The sequence below is a fragment of the Paraburkholderia strydomiana genome, from assembly GCF_046030495.1.
Lineage (GTDB): Bacteria > Pseudomonadota > Gammaproteobacteria > Burkholderiales > Burkholderiaceae > Paraburkholderia > Paraburkholderia strydomiana_A.
This window is the reverse complement of the sequence record NZ_JAQQCJ010000004.1, coordinates 236,383-258,215: the sequence shown is the minus strand read 5'-3', so window position 1 is coordinate 258,215 and position 21,833 is coordinate 236,383. Positions and strand designations below refer to the sequence as shown.

Genomic DNA, 21,833 nt, shown 5'->3' with positions numbered 1-21,833 from the left:
TTTAACGCAATGCGTTATATGATCCCTATGATCACGACATTCGGCGACAAGGCTACGGCGAGAATCTTTCAAGGCAAGTTCCTGCACTCACTGCCGCTTCATATCCAGGCGCTCGCACGCCGCAAGCTGCTGATGATCGACGCGGCAGACTCCATCATGAGTCTGCACGCGCCGCCCGGTAACCGGCTCGAGGCCCTGCAAGGCCAGCGCAGTGGGCAGTGGAGCATCCGCATCAATGCGCAATGGCGCATCTGTTTCCACTTCGTCGCCGAGGAAACGCTGAATGTCGAGATTGTCGACTATCACTGATTAGTGGGAGACCGGCATGGTCATCAAACGCTCCGCGCTGGAGAGCATCGATTTCTCGGACATCGATACTGGCGACACCATCCCCGACATCCATCCGGGCGAGATTCTGCGCAGCGAATTCCTCGAACCGCTCGGCATGTCCGTCAACGCACTCGCGCTTGCGCTGCGCGTGCCGGCGCCGCGCATCAACGACGTCGTACGCGGTAAGCGCGCCATTTCGGCCGACACCGCGCTGCGGCTCCAGCGCTACTTTGGCGCGAGCGCGCAATTCTGGCTCAACCTGCAGATCGCCTATGACCTGCGCATCGCCACCGCGGCGGCCGGCGAGCAGATCGAACGGGAGATCGAACCGATGCCCCGGGCGGATCGCCCGACAATGCCGAAAGTGTCAGCCGAGCATGCCCGGGCAGCAGCGCTCGCGGTCAGCGTGAGCAGCAGCCACACCGCCGGCAAGGCACACCGCAAAGCCTGAATGACGCCTGCGCCGCACCGCGCCGGCCGCATCAACGCACGCTCTTCGCGCTTAAAAGCACAGAGCAGACACAGTGAGCGGTTAAAATCGGGATATTCCTCTAGCCTTCCCGGAGTACAGCAATGGCTTTGCAACGTCGTACCACTCTCACGAAGTACCTGATCGAGCAGCAGCGCGAGACCAATAACCTGCCGGCCGACCTGCGCCTTTTGATCGAAGTCGTCGCGCGTGCGTGCAAGGCGATCAGCTACCACGTCAGCAAAGGCGCGCTCGGCGATGCGCTCGGCACCGCGGGCAGCGAGAACGTGCAGGGCGAAGTGCAGAAGAAGCTCGACATCCTGTCGAACGAAATCCTGCTCGAAGCGAATGAATGGGGCGGCAACCTGGCCGGCATGGCGTCCGAGGAAATGGAACAGTTTTTCCCGATCCCGGCCAACTATCCGAAGGGCGAATACCTGCTGGTGTTCGATCCGCTCGACGGCTCGTCGAACATCGACGTCAACGTGTCGATCGGCACGATCTTCTCGGTGCTGCGTTGCCCGGACGGCCAGCAGCCCACCGAGCAGTCGTTCCTGCAACCGGGCACGCAACAGGTCGCTGCGGGTTACGCGGTGTACGGTCCGCAAACCGTGCTCGTGCTGACCACGGGCAACGGCGTGAACTGCTTTACGCTCGACCGCGAACTCGGATCGTGGGTGCTCACGCAAAGCGACATGCGCATTCCGGTCGAAACGCGCGAGTATGCAATCAACGCGTCGAACGAGCGCCACTGGTATCCGCCGGTCGAGCAATACATCGGCGAATTGAAGGCCGGCAAGGATGGTTCGCGCCAGAGCGATTTCAACATGCGCTGGATCGCGTCGATGGTCGCGGACGTGCACCGTATCCTGAATCGTGGCGGCATCTTCATGTACCCCGCCGACAAGCGCACGCCGGACAAGCCGGGCAAGCTGCGCCTGATGTACGAAGCGAACCCGATGGCGTTCATCGTCGAGCAGGCGGGCGGCGCGGCGACCAACGGCGAACAACGCATTCTGGACATCCAGCCGAAAAGCCTGCACGAGCGTGTCGCGGTGTTCCTCGGCTCGAAGAACGAGGTCGATCGCGTCACCCGCTACCATCTCGAAGCAAAAAAGTGAGTTAGGGGGCTTGCCAAGCTACTGAAGAAGTCCCTATAATCTCGTTTCTCCTGATGCCGGAATAGCTCAGACGGTAGAGCAGCGCATTCGTAATGCGAAGGTCGGGGGTTCGATTCCTCTTTCCGGCACCATCAAGATTCAAGCAAAAAGCCCAGTCCTTGCGACTGGGCTTTTTGCTTTGTGGATGTCCATCGCCCGCCATGTTGATCCAGGTCTCTCAATAAATCGGCACCGCAGCGAACACCGTTGCAGCACTTTCGCGCAAAGCGGAAACAGGAAGAGATAGTCGAACCATTCGGCGCGGATCGACCGGCGATGCTGGTGCGCAATCGTGCGCACCCTGCAAGTTCATTCGAACGGACTGTGTACGGTCATGCATCAGTCAGAACTTGCAGGCTTGAACCGTGTGAACACCCACTTCCAGTTGAGGTCGTAAAGCTGGTACGACGACGGCTGTATACCTCAAACGCTTCGTCGCGCGGGACGAGAATTCCCTGGCACAAACAGCGGGTGTTCGATTCGCTCACCTGAGAGCAAGCCGGTCTCATTTGCTCCTTTCAGAGCCACCTCAACGGAAGCAACCGTGCTGCTCTCACCCACGAAAATGGGACCTGCCATATGGCAGCGCCATAACGAGGTTGCGGGCCACGACGGAATCCTCGGCCGCTGCCGGCTCTTCTTGCGGCTTGCCGTACGCGGCGATCGCTTCCCGCGGCGCCGACGCAAACCATAAGATTCTGCCGGCACATTCGATTCCGACCTCACGTCCTTTCCAATAGACGGCGTTTTCCATTGCACTTCTCCGAATGGCGAAGACTGACATCTTCCGCGCGGGGACGGACGCGTCCGTTAGCCGCCGCACGTCGTGTGGCAGATGGCGGCTTCAAGCATAGGCGGCGACAGGGGCGTTGAGCGGCCTGGCGTCGGGTGACGAGGTTTCGGCACGAACGTGGGAGCGTGGCATCGCGCACAGAAATGCGGGGAGGCTCGTTGCCCCCGCGCTTTCTGTTCGCGGCGACCTGCCTCAGGACGTGAATGCACACCGGTGCGCGCAGTCAACGCAGTGGCAAATCCCTCTTCGAAGACAGGCATGGGAAGTCCCCTCCCCCGAATCCCCGACTCGGCCTGGCGGGGGGTTAGTACCGGTGCTCAACGCTCCGAGGCATTCACGTCTCGAGCTTGCGCAGACGCCGACCGTGGATTCGCGAATCTTTGAAGAAAAACTTTAATAAAAGTTAAATTTCGTCAACGAAACCTCAAAATCAATCGTTTACGAAACATTAGGGAGACGGCCACGCAAACTGAACGCATCGGTAATTAACGAACGTTCAGTCAATTATCGAGAAAATCCTGCCGATGCGGCACTGCACAAATTGCGCCGATTTATTCACACAAAATTCATATGGAGTGTGTATGGCGCAGGTGCCAACGGAACTTCGGCTGGAAAGCGCACGGGACAAGGCTGAGAAGGGAATCGATGCGGCCGGCGGGACTGATTTGATTCGCGCGGGAAATCCGCATGGCAATAGACAGACGATAAATTCTATTCAAACACTCTGTTGAAGTGTTGGCTTGTGCCGTTAAAGCAACAGAGAACATCTGGCCTACATCAGACACTGGTGCGAAACAGGGACCGAGGCTGATAATCCGCTTGTAAAGGAGAAAGATCATGGATGCCAAACCAACGAAGATTCCGACCCCGGATAAAGTCTTTTGCCCGGATCCGGAACCCGCTGGCGTCGAGTTTCTGGGTGCCGAACTGCCTGAGCACGTTCGCGCATTTTTCGACGAACAACGCAAGTCGTGCGACTCGAAGTAATTGAACAGTGGCGCGATGCAGCATCGACGTGCGCGCGTAGCCGCGCGCGGTGTGTACACGCGCCCTATTAAGCGTGTTACGTGCGCCGCGCGACGCTGATTCGACTCGCCTGACGTACGCCACCGTCCGGCTATTCGGACCGCGGCGTCTGATCGCGTGCGCTTCCGGTTCACATACCTGAGAACCGCACACTGACCGACTGCCGGCCGGACAAAACGCTCCGCGACCGCCGCATCATTTATTCTTCTGGTTTTCCTCAGCGGCCATTCGGCCACATCCATTTCCCATGAATCGCTCGTATCGATTTGGCGCGTCATGCGCACTCGCGTTGGCTGCTTGCGTCGCCCTCGCGCCCGCCCCCGCCGTCGCCGATGGCGGCGACACGGCGCTCACCAATCTGATTGCGCTGGCTTCGCAGCGCCTCGCGCTCGCGGAACCGGTCGCGCGCTGGAAGTGGGCCAACCATCAGGCGATTACCGACACGCCGCGCGAGAACGCGCTGCTTGCCGACGTCGAAAAGCGCGCTGCGGCGGCGAACGTCGATCCGGCGTTCGCCCGTGCGTTCTTCCAGGATCAGATCGACGCGAGCAAGGACGTGCAGAACGCGCTGTTTGCCACCTGGCGCAGCACACAGCCGCCGCAAGGGCCCGCGCCCGACCTCGCGACCAGCACGAGGCCTCAGTTGGACCGACTGACGCAATCGCTCGTAACCAGTCTTGCGCGCGTGCAGCCGCTTCGGACGGCGGACGACTGCCCGTCGCGCGTCGCGCAATCGCTTGCCAACTGGAAATCGCTGACCCGCTACGACTCTGCTCACGCGAGCGCGTTGACGCGCGCGCTAGGTCACGTGTGCGAAACGGGCGGCGTGGGCGCGACCGGCTGATCCGGACCGGGTGACGAAGCACGCGGCCCGAGGCACCCGGGCCGCCGCGCGCGACCGAACTGCGGTCACCTGATTGACTGAACCTGCTTTGCTTTGCGCGGCGAAGTCTCGCGTCAAGCGAGGCTCGAAGCCGGAGCGTCGCTCGACGCGCTCAACGGCATCACGCGCAGCCCCCGTGCAAGATGACTCTGCAGGATGCGATACGTCGAGAGCTCGAACGGCCCCGCAACGCTCGACGCATACAACTCGGCCGCCTGCGCGAGCGACGGCGCATGACCGATATAGCACCAGCGGTCGACGACATGGAAAGCCCGCGCCTGCGACGCTTCCTCGCGCTCCTCAAAAACGACCGGCCCCTGAAACGGCCAGGGCGCGTCCGCCGGATCGCTTTTCGTCACACGCGGCAGCCGGTTATGGCCAGGACGCAGCGTCGCAATCCATTGCGCCTCCGCAAGCATCGCCCCCAACTCGCCGCCGGTCGCACGCCATTCGACACGCCGTACCTGCTGCGCCAGCCGAATATCCTTCGACGAACGCCGCTCGCCTGTCAGATGCGAGCGCAACCGCTGACGTACGCGCACGCTTCGCCCGACATACAGCGGGGAGTCTCCTTCGCCATAAAAAGCGTAGACGCCGCAACCGGCCGGCGCGGTGTCGAGCAGATCCTCCGTGATGTCACCGGCAAGCCGGTAGCGCCGCGTGGTGCGCTCGATCTGCGCGCGCAGCACGTCGAGCGGCACGAGGCCGTGCAGACGTTGCCAGAACTGCCAGATCAAGTCGGCGTCGGCAAGCGCACGATGGCGATCGGACGGCACAAGCGCATGACGCTCGACCAGCGCGTCCAGACCATGACGCTTTTCCGCCGGAAACAATGCGCGCGACAGACGCACGGTGCACAACACATCCGGATCGAACGCGAGCCCGGCCCGCCGAAACTCGCCGCGCAGAAAACCGCGGTCGAAACTGGCGTTATGCGCGATGAAGAGTTTGCCGCTCAGGCGTTCGAACAGCGCCGGCGCGATTTCGTCGAAGGTCGGCGCACCGCGCACCATGGCGTTCGTGATGCCGGTGAGCTGCTGGATGAACGACGGAATCGACTGCTGCGGATCGACCAGCGTGCTCCAGCGCGACACGCCGGCCGGCCCTACTTCGACGACGCCGACCTCGGTAATGCGATGCTCACTGGTCGAACCACCGGTGGTTTCGAGGTCGACGAAGACAATGGGTAAATCCAGGGCCGGTTCCGGCAAAAACTGTTCAGACATGGAAAGAGATACTTTAGACGTGTGGCTTTGCGGCAAGTATGCACTAGTTGACCGCCCCACACCCAAATCGCATCGCGTTGATGCGACGGGATTGCCGCGAGGGAGATGGCATTTTGAGGGTAAACCGCCGGATGCCGCTGAATGCCGGCGGACCGTGGGGCACTATTTGATTCGATCAAAATGATTTGATCAAAAACAATAACTGCCACACCCAAAAATCAACGCTTCGCCACTTCAAACCCACGCGGCTTTAATCAAAAATTCCTACGGATCTGATTGGAAAAATCGTATAAGCCATAAAAAACCCTCGCACGCGGCGAGGGCTCTCTGGCAATCGGCGGCGCGCGCCGCACGGCTCACAGCGGCTGGATGTTCGCTGCCTGCTTGCCCTTCGGGCCGGCTTTGACGTCGAAGGAAACACGCTGATTTTCCTTCAGCGACTTGAAGCCGTCCGCGCGAATTTCGGAAAAATGCGCGAACAGATCTTCTCCGCCTGAATCCGACGTAATGAAGCCAAAACCCTTAGCATCGTTGAACCATTTGACGATACCAGTTTCCATTTTTCAGTTTCCCTCGATGATTTACAAAAATCGGGCATTGCCCTTATGTCCGAATAACACTGCCACTTCGCCAGCTATCCTGATATCAGGCAGCCTTCCAATACCCCGAACTGACAGCTGAAATTCAGACTTGCCGTTATACGGGGAACGAATAATTGTCGTCAAGAAAATTTTCCATATGCAGTTAGCACATACTGAGATAACGACCGAATTTCACTAGAAAATCCCTGATGCATATTCATTAACTACTGAGTAACCCATCAAGGAAATATTGCCCGGACAGTTCAAATACACCCCCACCGACGGGAATTTTTTCTGATTTACAGAAAATAAATGTAACAAAATCTGTATTTAGTAAGTGTTTGTCCGACTTGTTGCGCCACATTCACGGCGGGATGATCGAGCCCAGTTGTCGTAGTAAACGCGTATCAGGAGATTGCCATGCTGCTCAATCAACTCCACCGCCTCTTTGTCTGGCTCACCCCCTCGCACGCAAAGACCGCTTCCGACCATCCCGAGCCGATCACCGACGCGGCGTTCGAATTCGATCCCATGTGGCATGGGGATCATTGGCAGAACCTGCTGTCGTCCCCAATGGACGCGCGCCGGTACGTGATGGAAGACTGGAGCGCGTCGTCGGCGACCGACTGGAGCCACCTGGAGGGCGCAGCACCCGCACACTGAGTGATGTCCGGCGGATTCGAATCGCGCAGACGAAAAAAAAGCGCGACTGGGGAGTCGCGCCGACAAAGGTTTGGAGATCTTTTTCGTCAACGAAAAAGTCCGCTTCGAAAAGCAGAAATTAGAGTATAGCCGCCCAATTCATTTCCATTATTCACACAATTAACAATCTGCTATTGCACGGATAACAACAATCCTGTTTTGATATTGATGCGTTGTTTTTTTGCGTCGTTTAGTGTCGCAAATGAGCAACGCAATCTCCCGCGCACCCATCACTCCACTCCCGCAATAACGCTGCAAGCCTTTATCCATAAGGCTCACGCTGCATTCATGCATCGTTTCTAATTGCGTAATACTTTATTGCGAAAATCGGAACGCCCACTTTGTGAAGTGTCTCTCTAAACTCTGCCTAACCGGAAACCAGCGCGATTTGGTCAACGCGCTTTTCACACGAATCTGCCTCTCGCAGCATGCGCTCGTGTGAAGGTCTCCCAAGCCAGGGTTCCAGATACATCTCTCGCTCTCGGAGTTACACAATGAAGAAGACACTCATGGTCGCGGCCCTCACGGGCGTTTTTGCAACCGCCGCGCATGCGCAAAGCAGCGTAACGTTGTACGGCTTGATCGACGCCGGCATCACCTATACGAACAACCAGCATGACCACAGCAACTGGCAGATGACGAGCGGCTCGGTGAACGGCAGCCGTTTCGGCTTGCGTGGCGCTGAGGATCTGGGCGGCGGTCTGAAGGCCATCTTCACGTTGGAAAACGGCTTCGGCATCAATGACGGCACGCTCAAGCAGAACAGCCGTCTGTTCGGCCGTCAGGCCTTCGTCGGTCTGGCGAGCAACCAGTTCGGCGCCGTGACCCTCGGTCGTCAATATGACAGCATGGTCGACTACGTCGGCCCGCTGGCACTGACGGGCACGCAATACGGCGGCACGCAGTTCGCCCACCCGTTCGACAACGACAACCTGAACAACTCGTTCCGTATCAATAACTCGGTCAAGTACCAGAGCGCGAACTACGGCGGCTTCAAGTTCGGCGCGTTGTACGGCTTCTCGAATCAGGCTGCCGGCTTCGCGAACAACCGTGCGTACAGCGCGGGCGCGTCGTACAACTGGGGCGGCCTGAACGTCGCTGCTGCTTATATGCAACTGAACAGCAACGGCGCGAACACTGCGGCCGCTGCATTCAACTCGGGTGGTGCGGTTTCGGGCGACAACACGTTCTTCGCTGAACGTCAGCAAACGTGGGGCGCAGGCGCTAACTACGCGTTCGGCCCGGCAACGGTCGGCCTCGTGTACTCGCAAACGAACCTGTCGGGTCTCGCCGGCATCAGCCAGGGCTCGTCGGGTGTGGCGGGTGGCGTCGGCTTCCCGACCAACAGTGCTCAGTTCCAGAACTTCGAAGCCAATGCTCGTTACGCTCTGACGCCGGCTCTGAGCATCGCCGGTGCGTACACGTACACCCGCGCGAACCTGTCCAGCTCGCATATGCACTGGAACCAGTTCAACCTGCAAACGGCATACTCGCTGTCCAAGCGTACCGACGTGTACCTGCAAGGCGTGTATCAGCAAACCAACGAGGGCGCCATCGTCGACGCCAGCATCAATGGCCTGGGCGCAGCGTCGAGCAGCAACAAGCAAATCGCTGTGACCGCAGGTCTGCGTCACCGCTTCTAAGCTTCCAAAGCTGCGGAGTAGTCGCAGCAGTGAAGGCGCCGTTCGCGGCGCCTTTTTTTTCGCCTCGTCTATATTCGCACTACGACGCTTTTGACGAAAAGACGGGATAGACCGACTGTCGAGTGCTGAGTGGAAGCGCATTCAATAGCTGCTTCCGGCGGCGGCCATGCAAAAGACCTGCGGACGCTCGGCCGCCAACTCGCGCGCCGTGCTCGAAGCTATTCTGTGGGGCCAGCGCTGGATGTACCCGCCCACGCACTTTCCGCCGCAACGGACCTGCTATGCGAAGTATCTGAGCTGGAAGCGCAGCGGCATGCTCGATCAGGTGCGTACGCTGCTTGCCCATCAGCGTGCAGGCTCTCCCTGCTCCCCTGCACTGGGCAGCGCGGACCACCACCGCGAGACAGTCTGATCCGCTCCGCCCTCATCGATATCAAGCACGCCGCAGGCGTGCTTATCCGCCCGTATCCGGCGGCGGGTACTTGACGTCGAGAATATCGATCGGCTGCGGACCGGCCGGCGTGAACAGCGTGACCGTATCGCCGACCTTCGCCTTGAGCAACGCACGCGCAATCGGCGAAATCCAGCTCACGTGCCCGATATCCAGATCAACCTCGTCAATCCCGACAATCGTCACCGCATGCGCGTCGCCGTCTTCCGTCGCATAGTCGACGGTCGCGCCGAAGAAAACCTGATCGACGTTCTCCTGTTTGCTGCTATCCACGATCTCAGCAAGGTCCAGCCGCTTGGTCAGAAAGCGAATTCGCCGGTCGATCTCGCGCAAGCGGCGCTTGCCGTAGATGTAGTCGCCGTTCTCCGAGCGATCGCCGTTCGACGCCGCCCACGACACGAGCCTGACCACTTCCGGCCGCTCGACATCGATCAGATTCAGCAGTTCATCGCGCATGCGCCGGTAGCCGGCAGGCGTGATGTAGTTTTTGGTACCCGCGGGGACTTCCGGCTGGGCGACGTCGAGGTCGTCGTCATTCTCTTCACTCGACTCTTTGACAAAGGCCTTGTTCATGATGGTCCGTTAACTGCAGCAATCGACTGCCTATCAAGGGTACACGATCAGGCCCATGAGACAAATCGCAGTTACACGCTTCCATTTTCCAAAACCTTTGGCTATAATCTCGTTTCTGTGTGCGGCTGTAGCTCAGTTGGATAGAGTACTTGGCTACGAACCAAGGGGTCGTGGGTTCGAATCCTGCCAGCCGCACCAACTATTCGAGGGTTTCCTGCGGGAAGTCCTCAGTTTTACCCGGTTTCGTTGAAGTAAATATCACCGGTTTAAGCGTGCGGCTGTAGCTCAGTTGGATAGAGTACTTGGCTACGAACCAAGGGGTCGTGGGTTCGAATCCTGCCAGCCGCACCAACCATGAAGGGCCTTCCAATCGGAAGGCCCTTTGTTTTTGTCTCGCGCTTTTGCGTAAGCGCCCGGGCACCCTGCTCGCATCACCTTTCAGATTACCGCGGCGGCGACTGGATATCGCCGATTCGCCCATCCGGGCTCGGCACGTCCTCGATAACACCTTCCGACGTAGGCTCGCCGATCGGACGAACCCGGCCGCCGGTCAGCGCTTGCGGCTCGCGCAGCACTTCGTCGACGCTATCGCCGAAACGGCTTGCAACGAACGCCCGGAGCAACGCCACCCGCAATGAATCGCCCCGCCCTTCGACGGCCCGCTGCCCGCCGTGAAATTCCGCGACACAGTGCGCCGCGCCGCCGTCGGTCCGCTCACGCACTTCGAGCCGCTGCGCACGCTCCAGGACCGCCGCGGCTGCCTCCCATGACGTGGACGGCGTGAAGCGCCCATCCCAGGGACGGCCGCGATCGTTGCCGCGGATCGAGACGGTTTCGCCGCTGTCGGTGAAATAGATTTCGCGCACGAAGTCGTGCAGGCTGCGGGCCACCCAATAATCGAGCGCCACGCCGTTGAGGTCGGCTACATTCATCAGCGTTCTCCCAGAGTTTCAGGTGAGACTCGCCGGTAGCCGGCACGTTCAGATAAGAGCAGAGAACATCTGGCGCTCGCCGAGCACGCCGAGGCCAACCCAGGGGCGCAAAACCGCGCGGTCAGTAGTCCGCGCGCTCGCGATCGATTCGCATGCCGCCTTCGTGACGGTGATGCGCCTCTTCGCTCGGCCGTTCGCGCGCAATGCGCATGACGTCCGGATTCGTACGCACGCGGCGCATCACGTTGGCCAGATGAACGCGATCGCTGACCTGGATCACGAAGCGCAGCACCGTGGATTCCTGCGACAGGTCTTCGTCCATCGCGATGTGGACGATGTTCGCATCCGCCGACGTGATGTCGGCCGCCACGCGAGCAAACACGCCCTTGGTGTTCTTGACCAGCACCTTCACGGCGACGTCGAACAGACGGCCCGGCTGCGGCGCCCACGCAACGTCGATCCAGCGGCCCGGATCGCGCTTGTGGATGCGCTGCGCGACGCGGCAGTCAGTGGTGTGGATGGCCATGCCCAACCCGATGCCGATATAGCCCATGATGTCGTCGCCCGGAATCGGACGGCAGCAGGCGGACAGTTGCACCGACATGCCCTCGGTGCCCGTGATGACCACCGGCGGCGCATGCGGCGCGGACCCCGAGCGCGAGCCGTCGTCGTCGGCGTCGCGCCCGCTCATCAGCACTTCGATGCGCTTGGCCATCACCGCCGCGACACGCCGGCCGAGACCGATGTCCGCGAAAATTTCCTGACGGTTCTTGTTACCCGTCCACTGCACGAGCTTTTCCCACGCCTCCGGCGTCACATCCGACAGCGCGAGACCGTAGCCCTTCAGCGCCTGGTCGACCAGACGCTCGCCGAGCTGCACGGACTCGTTCAGACGCATCGTCTTCAGATAGTGGCGAATGGCCGAGCGCGCCTTGCCGCTGCGCACGAAACCGAGCCATGCCGGATTCGGCTTCGAGTACGGCGCCGTGATCACTTCGACGATATCGCCGCTCTTCAACTCGGTGCGCAGGGGCAGCAGTTCATTGTTGATCTTCACCGCGACGCACTGATTGCCCAGGTCGCTGTGGATCGAATACGCGAAGTCGAGCGCGGTGGCACCGCGCGGCAGCGCCATGATTTTCGACTTCGGCGTGAACACGTAGACCGCATCCGGGAAAAGATCGATCTTGACGTGTTCGAGGAATTCGCTCGAATCGCCCGCCTCGCTCTGAATGTCGAGCAGCGACTTCAGCCACTGGTGCGCGCGTTTCTGCACATCGTTCAGGTCCGCGCTGCCGTTCTTGTACAGCCAGTGCGCGGCCACGCCCGCTTCGGCGATCTCGTGCATCTTGCGCGTGCGCACCTGAAACTCGATCGGCGCGCCGAACGGGCCGACCAGCGTGGTGTGCAGCGACTGATAGCCATTCACCTTGGGGATCGCAATGTAGTCCTTGAACTTGCCCGGCACAGGCTTATACAAGGCATGCAGCGCACCGATGCAGGTGTAGCACTCCAGCGCGCTTTCCACCACCACACGGAAACCGTACACGTCGAGCACCTGCGAGAATGACAACTGCTTATCGCGCATCTTCTTGTAGATACTGAAGATGGTTTTCTCGCGGCCGGTGACTTCCGCGTCGATCTTCGCGTCGGCAATGGCGCGTTGCACCGACTCCAGAATCTTGCCCACCACTTCGCGCCGGTTGCCGCGCGCCGCCTTGACGGCTTTTTCGAGCGTGGCGTACCGATGCGGATTGAAGTTGGCGAAGCTCAGATCCTGCAGCTCGCGATAGGTGTTGTTCAGACCCAGGCGGTGAGCGATGGGCGCGTAGATATCCAGAGTCTCGCGAGCCACGCGGCGGCGCTTTTCCGGCGGCACCGCGCCGAGTGTGCGCATGTTGTGCAGCCGGTCCGCGAGCTTCACCAGAATCACGCGGACGTCGCGCGCCATCGCGAGCAGCATCTTGCGGAAGTTTTCCGCCTGCGCTTCTTCGCGATTGCGAAACTCCATCTTGTCCAGCTTCGACAGGCCGTCGACCAGTTCCGCGACCTTCGCGCCGAAGCGCTCGGCGAGTTCGGCCTTGGTCACGCCCTGGTCTTCCATCACGTCATGCAGCAGCGCCGCCATGATCGACTGGGCGTCGAGGTTCCAGCCGGCGCACATTTCCGCGACGGCGACAGGGTGCGTGATGTAGGGCTCGCCACTCTGGCGGTACTGGCCGAGGTGGGCTTCGTCGCTGAAATGGAACGCCGCCTTGATGTCCTTGATCTCTTCCGGCTGCAGATAGCCGGACAACGCGGACGTCAGTTTGGCGATGGAGACGACGTCATGCCGGCGTGGCTGCTCCGGCGTGGCGGTGGGTCCGAACAGATGGCGGAACGATTGTTCCAGGACCGCGTCGATGTACTTCCGTGCAGACGAGGGTGAGTCGGCGTCGTGGTCCGCTTCCGTGGCGGTGGGCGGGGTAGCACTCATGGTCGCCTCCGTAGCGGGTTAGGGTTGGACGCCGGTCTGTACGTTAATGATGCAACTGGGTGTGGCAAATACGTGGCAATCGAAAACGGAACACTGCGCCTTAAACCGGCACCTTCTTCAGCATTTCGACGCCGACCTGGCCGGATGCGATTTCGCGCAGTGCGACGACGGTGGGCTTGTCGCGGCTTTCGATCTTCGGCGTGTGGCCTTGCGCGAGCTGACGCGCGCGATAGGTTGCAGCAAGTGCGAGTTCGAAACGGTTCGGGATCTGTTTGAGGCAGTCTTCGACGGTAATGCGGGCCATGTTGGGTTCCTTCTCAGTATGTTGCTTATTCTACCTTATGTGCTCGGCACAACGCCGCGCTCAAGCGTGCGGCAGGTGAATGCCGAGCTGCACGAAAAGCTGCGTGTGACGCGCGTACTGCGAGGCGAAGCGCGAACGCGTGGCGGCGACGAGGCACTGCAGTTCGCTCAATGCGCGATCGAAGTTCTCGTTGATCACGACGTACTCCGCTTCGGCCGCGTGCGCCATCTCGCTGCCGGCTGCCAGCAGGCGGCGCGTGATCACATTCGGCTCGTCCTGGCCGCGCTTTTTCAGACGCTCTTCGAGCGCATCGAGCGACGGCGGCAGGATGAAAATTTCGACCGCGTTGTGAAACTGCTTTTTCACCTGCTGCGCACCCTGCCAGTCGATTTCGAGCAGCACGTCGTGGCCGCTCCTCATCTGCTCCTCGATCCACACGCGCGACGTGCCGTAGTAGTTGCCGTGCACTTCCGCACTTTCGAGAAACTCGCCCTCGTCGTGACGCTTCATGAAGTCGTCGACGCTGGTGAAGTGGTAGTGTTCGCCGTCCTGCTCCTTGGGGCGCGGCGGGCGCGTCGTGTACGAGATCGACAGGCGGATCGCGTCGTCGCCGGCGAGCAATGCGTTCACGAGCGTCGACTTGCCCGCGCCCGAAGGCGCGACGACCATGAACAGATTGCCGGGATAAGCGCCGGCGTACGGATTGCGCGGTGCGCCGCTTTCGCGTGTGTGGTGATCGGTCATGTTGGTGGTGTCCAGCTTTATTCCAGATTCTGTACTTGCTCGCGCATCTGTTCGATGAGCAGCTTCAGGGTCATCGACGAATCCGCGAGTTCCTTTGCGGCCGCCTTCGAGCCGAGCGTGTTCGCTTCGCGGTTCAACTCCTGCATCATGAAGTCGAGCCGCTTGCCGACCTTGCCGCCCTTCTCGATCACGTGACGCGTTTCGTTCAGGTGGGCCGTGAGGCGCGACAGTTCTTCGGCGATGTCGATACGGATCCCGTACATCGTCACTTCCTGGCGAATCCGCTCGTTGATCTCTTCGCGCGAAACGATGGTCGCGGCCGTATCCGGCGCGGCGATACCGAGCGCTTCCTGCAAACGCTCGACGATCTTTTGCTGATGCTTCGTAATCAATTCCGGCACGAGCGGCGTGATCTTCGTGACGATCGTTTCCATTTCGGTGACGTTGGCGAGCAGCATCGTCGCGAGTTGCGCGCCTTCGCGGGCCCGCACGTCGATCAGATCGGTGATCGCCTGCTTGCCGCACGCGAGCACCGCATCGCGCAGCACTTCCGGCGCCACGCCGCTTTCGGCCAGCACGCCCGGCCAGCGCAGAATTTCGCCGGTGCGCAGGCGGCCCGCTTCGGGGAACGTCGAGAGCACCGTGCGTTCGAGCAGCGCCAGTTGCGTGAGCGCGTCGCGATTGATCGCGCCCGCGTTCGCCGACTGTTCGCTGCGTTGCAGGTTGATACGGATATCCACCTTGCCGCGCGACAGTTTGTTCATCAGCATTTCACGCAGCGTTGGCTCGCAGACGCGCACGTCTTCCGGCATGCGGAAGTTCAGATCGAGAAAACGCGAGTTCACCGTGCGCAGTTCGACCGACACGCTCACGCCGCCGGTACCCGAGGCCGCGACGAGTTCGCGCGTGGCGCTCGCATAGCCAGTCATGCTGTAGATCATCGTATTTCTCGCGATTGCGGCCATGCGTTCAACGCCGGCCTGAGAGGCAAAGCGCCCGGCGTGTACGAGACGCGGGGCGGGGAATCGGCATTATCCCATTTTTGGTGGCGACCTCCGCCGCGAACGAGCGTGCATGCGGGAGAGCGCTCAGTGGCCGGCTCAGTGGCCCGACTTCGCCGATACATCATTCGGCGCGGCTTACCGCCCTGCATTCGCGCTCGTCGCCCGCCACCGCCGTTCATCGGCAATGCGCGCGGCTGACCGCGCCCGTCGATCGGCTGTAAAATCGCGGTTTCCCTCCGCATTTCTTCCTGACCGATCCCAACATGACCAACGACACCCAACGCCCCAGCGGCCGCCAGGCCAATCAGCTGCGCGACGTGCGCATCACGCGCCACTACACGAAGCACGCGGAGGGCTCGGTGCTGGTCGAATTCGGCGACACGAAAGTGATCTGCACCGCGAGCATCGCCGAGAGCGTGCCGTCGTTCCTGCGCGACCGCGGCCAGGGCTGGCTCACCGCCGAATACGGCATGCTGCCGCGCGCCACGCATACCCGCAGCGACCGTGAAGCGGCGCGCGGCAAGCAGACCGGGCGCACCCAGGAAATCCAGCGGCTGATCGGTCGCGCGCTGCGCTCGGTGTTCGATCTCGAGAAGCTCGGCGCGCGCACGCTGCACATCGATTGCGACGTGATCCAGGCCGACGGCGGCACGCGTACGGCCAGCATCACCGGCGCGTTCGTGGCCGCGCATGACGCGGTGGCGAAACTGCTGACCACGGGCCGCATCGAAAGCTCGCCAATTACGGATTACGTCGCGGCCATCTCGGTCGGCGTGTACGACGGGCTGCCGGTGCTCGACCTCGACTACGACGAAGACTCGCAGTGCGACACCGACATGAACGTGGTGATGACGGGCGCAGGCGGCTTCGTCGAAATTCAGGGCACCGCCGAGGGCGTGCCGTTCTCGCGCGACGAAATGAATGCGCTGCTGGATCTGGCGAGCGACGGCATCAACACGCTGATCGCCAAGCAGAAAGAAGCGCTGGAGCAAAAGAGTGAGTGAGGTTCGTCAAGACGACGGCGCGTATGCAGCAGGCGCGCCCTTGAAGAAAATCGTGCTGGCGTCGAACAACGCGGGCAAGCTGCGCGAGTTCGCGGCGCTGCTCGACGCGGCCGGCATCGAACTGATCGCCCAGGGCGCGCTGAACGTGCCGGAAGCGGAAGAGCCGCATCCGACCTTCGTCGAAAACGCGCTGACCAAGGCACGTCATGCGGCGAAGCTCACCGGCCTGCCCGCGCTCGCCGACGACTCCGGTCTGTGCGTGCGCGCATTGCGGGGCGCGCCGGGTGTGTATTCGGCGCGCTACGCGCAACTCGCTGGCGGCGAGAAAAGCGACGCGGCGAATAACGCGCGCCTCGTCGCCGCGTTGCAGGGCGAAGGCGATCGGCGCGGCTATTACTACTGTGTGCTCGCGCTCGTGCGTCACGCGGACGATCCCGAACCGCTGATCGCCGAAGGCCGCTGGCATGGCGAAATTCTCGAAGCGCCGCGCGGCGAGCATGGCTTCGGCTACGACCCGTACTTCTTTTTGCCGTCGTTGAACGCGAGCGCCGCCGAGTTGGAGCCCGCGGTGAAAAACGCCAGCAGCCATCGCGCGATTGCATTGCGGCAGCTGCTCGCGCGCCTCTCGGAGGAAGCGTGATTCCGATCAGGCCGGCGCCCGCCGACATCGGCAACGGCGTCATCAAGGCATTCACCTCGCCGGGCAGTATTCGACTGACGTCGCTGCCGCCGTTGGCGCTGTACGTGCATTTTCCGTGGTGCGTGCGCAAGTGTCCGTATTGCGATTTCAACTCGCACGAGTGGAAAGGCGAAACGTTTCCCGAGAGCGATTACCTCGACGCATTGCGCGCCGATCTCGAGATGGCGCTGCCGCTGATCTGGGGGCGCCAGGTGCATACGGTGTTCATCGGTGGGGGCACGCCCAGCCTGTTGTCGGCGGCGGGTCTCGACCGCATGCTGTCGGATATCCGCGCGCTGCTGCCGCTCGACGCCGACGCGGAGATCACGCTCGAAGCCAATCCCGGCACGTTCGAGGCCGACAAGTTCGCGCAGTTTCGCGCGAGCGGCGTGAACCGTCTGTCGGTGGGCATCCAGAGTTTCAATGAAGCGCATCTGAAGGCGCTCGGCCGGATTCACGATGCGGCGCAAGCGCGCCATGCGGTCGAAGTCGCCGCGACCACGTTCGACAACTTCAACCTCGACCTGATGTTCGCGCTGCCGGGGCAGACGCTCGCCGAATGCCAGGCCGATATCGACACGGCGCTGTCGTTCGCTCCGCCGCACCTGTCGCTGTATCACCTGACGCTCGAACCGAACACGCTGTTTGCGAAATTCCCGCCCGCCTTGCCCGACGACGACGCGTCCGCCGACATGCAGGACTGGATCCACGAACGCACGACGGCCGCCGGCTACGAGCGCTATGAGGTGTCGGCGTATGCGCAGCCGCATCGGCAGAGCAAGCACAATCTGAACTACTGGCGCTTCGGCGACTATCTGGGCGTCGGCGCCGGCGCGCATACGAAGCTGTCGTTTCCGAATCGCGTGCTGCGCCAGGTGCGCTACAAACATCCGACCACGTTCATCGAGCAGGCGAAGGCGGGCACGGCGGTGCAGGAAGAGCACGAAGTCGCGCCGCGCGATTTGCCGTTCGAGTTCATGCTGAACGCGCTGCGGCTGGTGGAAGGCTTTCCGGTGCATCGGTTCATCGAGCGCACGGGGCTGTCGATGACGTCGATCGAACCGGCGTTGCAGGAAGCCGAAAAACGCAAGCTGATCACGCGCGACCACGAGAAGATCGCGCCGACACCGCTCGGCCAGGCGTTCCTGAACGATCTGCAAGCGCTGTTTCTGAAAGATCCGCAGTGATTGCCGATCGACCGAGCACCGCAGCGAGGTTTTTTCAGGTTACAATTTCGGGCTTGGAGGTGTGGCCGAGTGGTTTAAGGCACCGGTCTTGAAAACCGGCGAAGGAGCAATCTTTCCGTGAGTTCGAATCTCACCGCCTCCGCCAAGTCATCAGGAAACGGGCCAATTGGCCCGTTTTTCGTTTGCGCCGCGCGCGCTCACGCGGGACTGCACCGCTGCTTATGCAGCACGCGCACCTCCCCCGCCCCGAGTGTGTTCGGCAGCGCCATCTTCGACGCAAACGCCGCGCTTTAAACCAGCGCAGTCGCCTCGACCTCGATCTTGAATCCATAGTGCAGTTGCGGCACCGGCACGACAGCACGCGCGGGCCGCGCTTCACCGGCCCAGCGCGCGTAGATCTGGTTGAAGCTCATCCAGTATTCGACATCGACGATATAGACGCGCACCTGCACGAGTTGCGCGATGCTGCTGCCGGCACTTTCGAGAGCGGCCTGCACGTTCGCCAGAACCTGTTCGGCCTGCGCTTCGAACGACGCATCGGCGAGCTTGTCGCCCCGCGCATTGATCGGCAATTGCCCGGAGACGAACACGAAGCCGTTCGCGATCGCGACGTGGCTGTAGTGACCGCCTGGTTTTGCAAGCGTAGTGGGATTGCCCGTCTTGGGCAGACGTGGATCGTGCTGGCTAACAGCCATGAATTCACTCCAACGGTGACGAAGCGTCAGCGACGCAAGTTGCGCACATGATGAACCCCGCCGCACGCATTCGCGCGGTCATGCAACGAGCGTCGTCATGCTCGAAAGCGATGAAGGGACACGCGGCCATCGCGCAAGGAAGCCGTTGCGCTCAATGCGCGAGGCGCTGCGCCAAAGAGTTAAGGACCAACCAGCATCCGGCGCCGCTCGCACGCATCAACCCACGATTCCGCTCGACCGCTCACCGCACCCGTCACACGCTGAGCGCCTCCAGCTTTTCGCGCGCATCCGCGCAACGACGATTCAGGTCGCGATGCATCGGCTGACTGTCAAGCAGCGCCGACACATCGGTCAACCCATAATCAAAGCGCAAGACGTATTCGATGTCCGTGTAATCGTGATAGGCGCCGCTGTCAGCCAGCTTCTGCGCTTCGGCGAAAGCCGCATGCTGCCGTTCGCCATTCATCAAGTCTCTGATCGCCATGATTGCCGCTCCGAGGAACAGTGACTCCATCATAGCAATGCAATTTGAAACGCAAGGTCGCGCGCACGCAACACCTGGTGTTTTCCGTAGAGACGCCTGGTTGCGCGCGACGAACGGATGTGCCATGCCGACGATCCAGCGGGTTCGCCTCGGGCAAAGCGCCCAGGCAACTGTCACACAACAGCCGCAGGCGCCTTCGTCCCGTGCCATCGGACGACCAGTATCCGCCCGACATAACATAACGAACCGGCAACGCCCACCACGACGCCCATGCCTCTCGGCGAACCGTCCTGCCATAGTCCGACCGCGAGACTCGACAACGCGCCGAGCGCCAGTTGCACCGCGCCGAACACGGCGGCCGCAGCGCCGGCGTTCAGCGGATAACGGTGCATCAGGTCGGTCGTGCAATTGGCGGACAGCACACCCACCACGCCCACCACGAAGAACAGACCGAACACGATCGACCACAAGCCGCCCCACCCGGTCAGCGAAACAAGACAGACGAACAGCGAAGCCACACAGCTCACGGTCGCCGCAAAGGAGATGATCGGCAGCGAGCCGAGCCGGCCGACCAGACGCGTGTTCAGGAAGTTGCCGAACATGATGCCGACGATATTCAACCCGAACAGGAAGCCGTAATGCTGCGCCGACACGTGGAAATACTCGATGTACACGAACGGCGTCGCCGTGATGTAGGCGAACATCGACGCGAACGCCATGCCGCCGCACAGCATGTGCCCCCAGGCGACCGGATCGCGCAGCAGCTTGCCGTACGCGCCGAACGATTTCAGCAACGCCGACTGCGCGCGCTTCTCGCGCGGCCACGTTTCCGGCACCTTGAGGAAAGCGGTCACCGCGCACACAGCGCCGAACAGCGTCAGCACGACGAACACCACGCGCCAGCCGCCGAGCAGCAGCAACTGGCCGCCGATCAGCGGCGCAAGCAACGGACCGATCGACGTGACGATCGCGAGCATCGACAGCACGCGGGCGGCATCGGTCGGCCCGTGCGCGTCGCGCGCAATCGCACGCGCGAGCACCGACGCCGCGCCCGCGCCGAGCGCCTGCACGAAGCGGAACATCACCAGCGAGCCGATCGAGAATGACAGCGCGCACGCTACGCTCGCCAGCGCGTACACGACGATGCCGCCTAGCAGGACCGGCCGCCGTCCATACGTATCGGACAGCGGGCCATACAGCAGCATGCCGATCGAAAAGCCGAACATGAAACTGGTGAGCGTCGCCTGGGCCGCGCCGGTGCTGATCGCGAACGCTTGCGCGATGGTGGGCAGGCTCGGCAAATACATATCGATGGAAATCGGCCCGCATGCGGCAAGCGCACCGAGCAACAGAATCAGCCGGCCATCGGGCCGGCTTCTGACGACGTGAGACATGGGAATCCGGATGGAGCGCCGCGCCGTCATCGGCGGCGGAACGGGTAGAACGGGACAGCGGCAGTGTATCGGGTTCGATTGTACGCGACGGGCTCGGGCTTGCGAGTGCTCGGGCTATGCTCGCCCTTCGCGCCGTGTTTAGCCGTGCCTCGCCGGTTTCCACATGCGAACATGGCCGGACGGCCACCGCGCGGACAGCACGCGGCAAGCGCGCCGTCGATCGGTTAAGCTGCCGCCTGACCGTTCGGTCCGTGCCAGAAACCAGGCACGCCCTTCCCCATCCATTCTGTTTCGAGCATGCGATGACCGCCTTCCTGCTGATCTGGAGCCCCAAGAAATGGCCGTGGCCCGAGTTGCCCGACGTTGCGAAACGCGTCGCCGCGGGCGTCGCGGTCAGCGACGTGTGGGGCTGCGGATTTGCGCGCGGCATCCTGCCGGGCGATCGCGTGTTCCTGCATCGCGTCGCGCAGCAACCGAAGGGCATCTTCGGCTCAGGTTACGTGACGCGCGCGCCATATGAAGTCCCCGACCCGGCGACGAAACGCGGCTATCGCCTGTGCATCGACTTCGTATACGACTGGCTCGTCGACGCGCACGAAGCACCGGTGATCCCGCGCGAGATGTTGCGCACGTTTCCGTTCTCCGTGCAGACATGGGACGCGCAGAGCTCGGGCACCGTGATCAAGCCGATCGCCGAAGGCGCGCTGGAAAAGCGCTGGGCCGAACTCACGGGCAAACGCAAGCAGCCGAAACTCGACACGCCAGCGGGCCCCACGCGGTCGAGCAAAGTCACGGCGCATGCGGCGGCGGCACAACGCGCGGCGGCAAGTCCCGAGGACTCGAAGCCAAAGACGGCAAGCAACCAGGCAAGCAAGCAGAGACGCGCGCCGGCAACCCGAACCACGGTGAAGAAGGCCGTGACGAAACGCGCACAACAAGGTTAAAAAAAGTGGCGCACAAGCCGCGCCATCAGGACGCTATCGGGCCCGCCGCTAAACCCGTTCACGCCGACTCCGGTACAATTTCTCCACCTATCCCAGCATCGCGCGAATCGCCCACGGGCAGCCTGCGCCGCTGCGCAACCCCAATTCCA

General features: G+C 61.7%; 24 protein-coding genes and 4 tRNA genes. 16 read left to right on the top strand and 12 right to left on the bottom strand.

Annotation, left to right across the window (positions count from 1 at the left end):
- Positions 1-27: 27 nt before the first annotated feature.
- The 4 genes from PQQ53_RS08125 to PQQ53_RS08110 all read left to right on the top strand — a co-directional run bounded on the left by PQQ53_RS08125 (position 28) and on the right by PQQ53_RS08110 (position 2,051).
- Positions 28-309: a type II toxin-antitoxin system RelE/ParE family toxin gene (locus PQQ53_RS08125; protein ID WP_408140799.1), complete on the top strand. Its 282-nt coding sequence runs from the start codon at positions 28-30 to the stop codon at positions 307-309.
- Between the two features lie 16 nt (positions 310-325).
- Complete coding sequence (locus PQQ53_RS08120; RefSeq protein WP_408152489.1) at positions 326-781, top strand: HigA family addiction module antitoxin; 456 nt, start codon at positions 326-328, stop codon at positions 779-781.
- Positions 782-903: 122 nt separating this feature from the next.
- Entirely contained in the window at positions 904-1,920 is a 1,017-nt protein-coding gene (locus tag PQQ53_RS08115) for a class 1 fructose-bisphosphatase (RefSeq protein WP_408140797.1), read from the top strand.
- 55 nt (positions 1,921-1,975) lie between these two features.
- Positions 1,976-2,051: transfer RNA gene (locus tag PQQ53_RS08110), tRNA-Thr, on the top strand.
- Positions 2,052-2,512: 461 nt separating this feature from the next.
- On the opposite strand, the gene PQQ53_RS08105 is transcribed toward PQQ53_RS08110, so the two are convergent.
- Entirely contained in the window at positions 2,513-2,713 is a 201-nt protein-coding gene (locus PQQ53_RS08105) for a hypothetical protein (protein WP_408140795.1), read from the bottom strand.
- An 876-nt stretch (positions 2,714-3,589) separates the two neighbouring features.
- Between PQQ53_RS08105 and PQQ53_RS08100 the strand changes: the two genes are divergently transcribed.
- Positions 3,590-3,739, top strand: coding sequence for a hypothetical protein (locus PQQ53_RS08100; RefSeq protein ID WP_042321669.1), 150 nt, complete (start codon positions 3,590-3,592; stop codon positions 3,737-3,739).
- Positions 3,740-4,025: 286 nt separating this feature from the next.
- Positions 4,026-4,622, top strand: coding sequence for a chorismate mutase (locus PQQ53_RS08095; protein ID WP_408152487.1), 597 nt, complete (start codon positions 4,026-4,028; stop codon positions 4,620-4,622).
- Positions 4,623-4,735: 113 nt separating this feature from the next.
- Here the strand turns inward: PQQ53_RS08095 and PQQ53_RS08090 are convergent, their stop codons facing one another.
- Both PQQ53_RS08090 and PQQ53_RS08085 read right to left on the bottom strand, forming a co-directional pair.
- Positions 4,736-5,887 carry an exonuclease domain-containing protein gene (locus PQQ53_RS08090; protein WP_408323621.1) on the bottom strand — a complete coding sequence of 384 codons (1,152 nt, stop codon included), beginning with the start codon at positions 5,885-5,887 and terminating at the stop codon, positions 4,736-4,738.
- Positions 5,888-6,243: 356 nt separating this feature from the next.
- Positions 6,244-6,447: a cold-shock protein gene (locus PQQ53_RS08085; protein WP_007180812.1), complete on the bottom strand. Its 204-nt coding sequence runs from the start codon at positions 6,445-6,447 to the stop codon at positions 6,244-6,246.
- Positions 6,448-6,888: 441 nt separating this feature from the next.
- Here PQQ53_RS08085 and PQQ53_RS08080 point away from each other — a divergent pair, with 441 nt between their 5' ends.
- The 3 genes from PQQ53_RS08080 to PQQ53_RS08070 all read left to right on the top strand — a co-directional run bounded on the left by PQQ53_RS08080 (position 6,889) and on the right by PQQ53_RS08070 (position 9,225).
- Entirely contained in the window at positions 6,889-7,131 is a 243-nt protein-coding gene (locus tag PQQ53_RS08080) for a hypothetical protein (RefSeq protein WP_408323620.1), read from the top strand.
- A 533-nt stretch (positions 7,132-7,664) separates the two neighbouring features.
- A complete protein-coding gene (locus PQQ53_RS08075) occupies positions 7,665-8,813 on the top strand; it encodes a porin (protein WP_408323619.1) in 1,149 nt (382 codons plus the stop codon).
- 148 nt (positions 8,814-8,961) lie between these two features.
- Entirely contained in the window at positions 8,962-9,225 is a 264-nt protein-coding gene (locus PQQ53_RS08070) for a transposase (protein ID WP_408323655.1), read from the top strand.
- Between the two features lie 42 nt (positions 9,226-9,267).
- Here PQQ53_RS08070 and greB read toward each other — a convergent pair whose 3' ends face one another.
- Positions 9,268-9,837: a transcription elongation factor GreB gene (gene greB, locus PQQ53_RS08065; protein WP_408323618.1), complete on the bottom strand. Its 570-nt coding sequence runs from the start codon at positions 9,835-9,837 to the stop codon at positions 9,268-9,270.
- A gap of 121 nt (positions 9,838-9,958) precedes the next feature.
- Between greB and PQQ53_RS08060 the strand changes: the two genes are divergently transcribed.
- Both PQQ53_RS08060 and PQQ53_RS08055 read left to right on the top strand, forming a co-directional pair.
- Positions 9,959-10,035, top strand: a tRNA-Arg gene (locus tag PQQ53_RS08060).
- Between the two features lie 76 nt (positions 10,036-10,111).
- A tRNA-Arg gene (locus tag PQQ53_RS08055) sits at positions 10,112-10,188 on the top strand.
- Between the two features lie 92 nt (positions 10,189-10,280).
- On the opposite strand, the gene PQQ53_RS08050 is transcribed toward PQQ53_RS08055, so the two are convergent.
- The 5 genes from PQQ53_RS08050 to PQQ53_RS08030 form a co-directional block, all read right to left on the bottom strand.
- Entirely contained in the window at positions 10,281-10,769 is a 489-nt protein-coding gene (locus PQQ53_RS08050; RefSeq protein ID WP_408323617.1) for a phage protein NinX family protein, read from the bottom strand.
- A 121-nt stretch (positions 10,770-10,890) separates the two neighbouring features.
- A complete protein-coding gene (locus tag PQQ53_RS08045; protein ID WP_408323616.1) occupies positions 10,891-13,245 on the bottom strand; it encodes a RelA/SpoT family protein in 2,355 nt (784 codons plus the stop codon).
- Positions 13,246-13,345: 100 nt separating this feature from the next.
- Positions 13,346-13,549, bottom strand: coding sequence for a DNA-directed RNA polymerase subunit omega (rpoZ, locus tag PQQ53_RS08040; protein WP_044848533.1), 204 nt, complete (start codon positions 13,547-13,549; stop codon positions 13,346-13,348).
- Positions 13,550-13,609: 60 nt separating this feature from the next.
- Positions 13,610-14,293 carry a guanylate kinase gene (gene gmk, locus PQQ53_RS08035; protein ID WP_408323615.1) on the bottom strand — a complete coding sequence of 228 codons (684 nt, stop codon included), beginning with the start codon at positions 14,291-14,293 and terminating at the stop codon, positions 13,610-13,612.
- A 17-nt stretch (positions 14,294-14,310) separates the two neighbouring features.
- Positions 14,311-15,234, bottom strand: coding sequence for a YicC/YloC family endoribonuclease (locus PQQ53_RS08030; protein WP_408323614.1), 924 nt, complete (start codon positions 15,232-15,234; stop codon positions 14,311-14,313).
- A gap of 326 nt (positions 15,235-15,560) precedes the next feature.
- Between PQQ53_RS08030 and rph the strand changes: the two genes are divergently transcribed.
- From rph to PQQ53_RS08010, 4 genes are all read left to right on the top strand, one after another.
- Entirely contained in the window at positions 15,561-16,301 is a 741-nt protein-coding gene (gene rph / locus PQQ53_RS08025; protein WP_408140775.1) for a ribonuclease PH, read from the top strand.
- Positions 16,294-16,941 (top strand): RdgB/HAM1 family non-canonical purine NTP pyrophosphatase, encoded by a 648-nt coding sequence (gene rdgB / locus PQQ53_RS08020; RefSeq protein ID WP_408323613.1) that lies wholly within the window; start codon positions 16,294-16,296, stop codon positions 16,939-16,941. The genes rph and rdgB overlap by 8 nt, the downstream gene beginning before the upstream one ends.
- Positions 16,938-18,167, top strand: a complete 1,230-nt coding sequence (gene hemW, locus PQQ53_RS08015; protein WP_408323612.1) for a radical SAM family heme chaperone HemW — start codon at positions 16,938-16,940, stop codon at positions 18,165-18,167. The genes rdgB and hemW overlap by 4 nt, the downstream gene beginning before the upstream one ends.
- A 55-nt stretch (positions 18,168-18,222) precedes the next feature.
- Positions 18,223-18,312 (top strand) — tRNA-Ser (locus PQQ53_RS08010).
- A 145-nt stretch (positions 18,313-18,457) separates the two neighbouring features.
- On the opposite strand, the gene PQQ53_RS08005 is transcribed toward PQQ53_RS08010, so the two are convergent.
- The 3 genes from PQQ53_RS08005 to PQQ53_RS07995 form a co-directional block, all read right to left on the bottom strand.
- Positions 18,458-18,862, bottom strand: a complete 405-nt coding sequence (locus PQQ53_RS08005; protein WP_408323611.1) for a RidA family protein — start codon at positions 18,860-18,862, stop codon at positions 18,458-18,460.
- Positions 18,863-19,115: 253 nt separating this feature from the next.
- Complete coding sequence (locus PQQ53_RS08000; RefSeq protein WP_408140934.1) at positions 19,116-19,346, bottom strand: hypothetical protein; 231 nt, start codon at positions 19,344-19,346, stop codon at positions 19,116-19,118.
- Positions 19,347-19,519: 173 nt separating this feature from the next.
- Positions 19,520-20,740: a Bcr/CflA family multidrug efflux MFS transporter gene (locus PQQ53_RS07995; protein ID WP_408323610.1), complete on the bottom strand. Its 1,221-nt coding sequence runs from the start codon at positions 20,738-20,740 to the stop codon at positions 19,520-19,522.
- Between the two features lie 302 nt (positions 20,741-21,042).
- On the opposite strand from PQQ53_RS07995, the gene PQQ53_RS07990 reads away from it, so the two are divergent.
- Positions 21,043-21,684, top strand: coding sequence for a hypothetical protein (locus PQQ53_RS07990; RefSeq protein WP_408152469.1), 642 nt, complete (start codon positions 21,043-21,045; stop codon positions 21,682-21,684).
- The last annotated feature ends 149 nt before the right edge of the window (positions 21,685-21,833 follow it).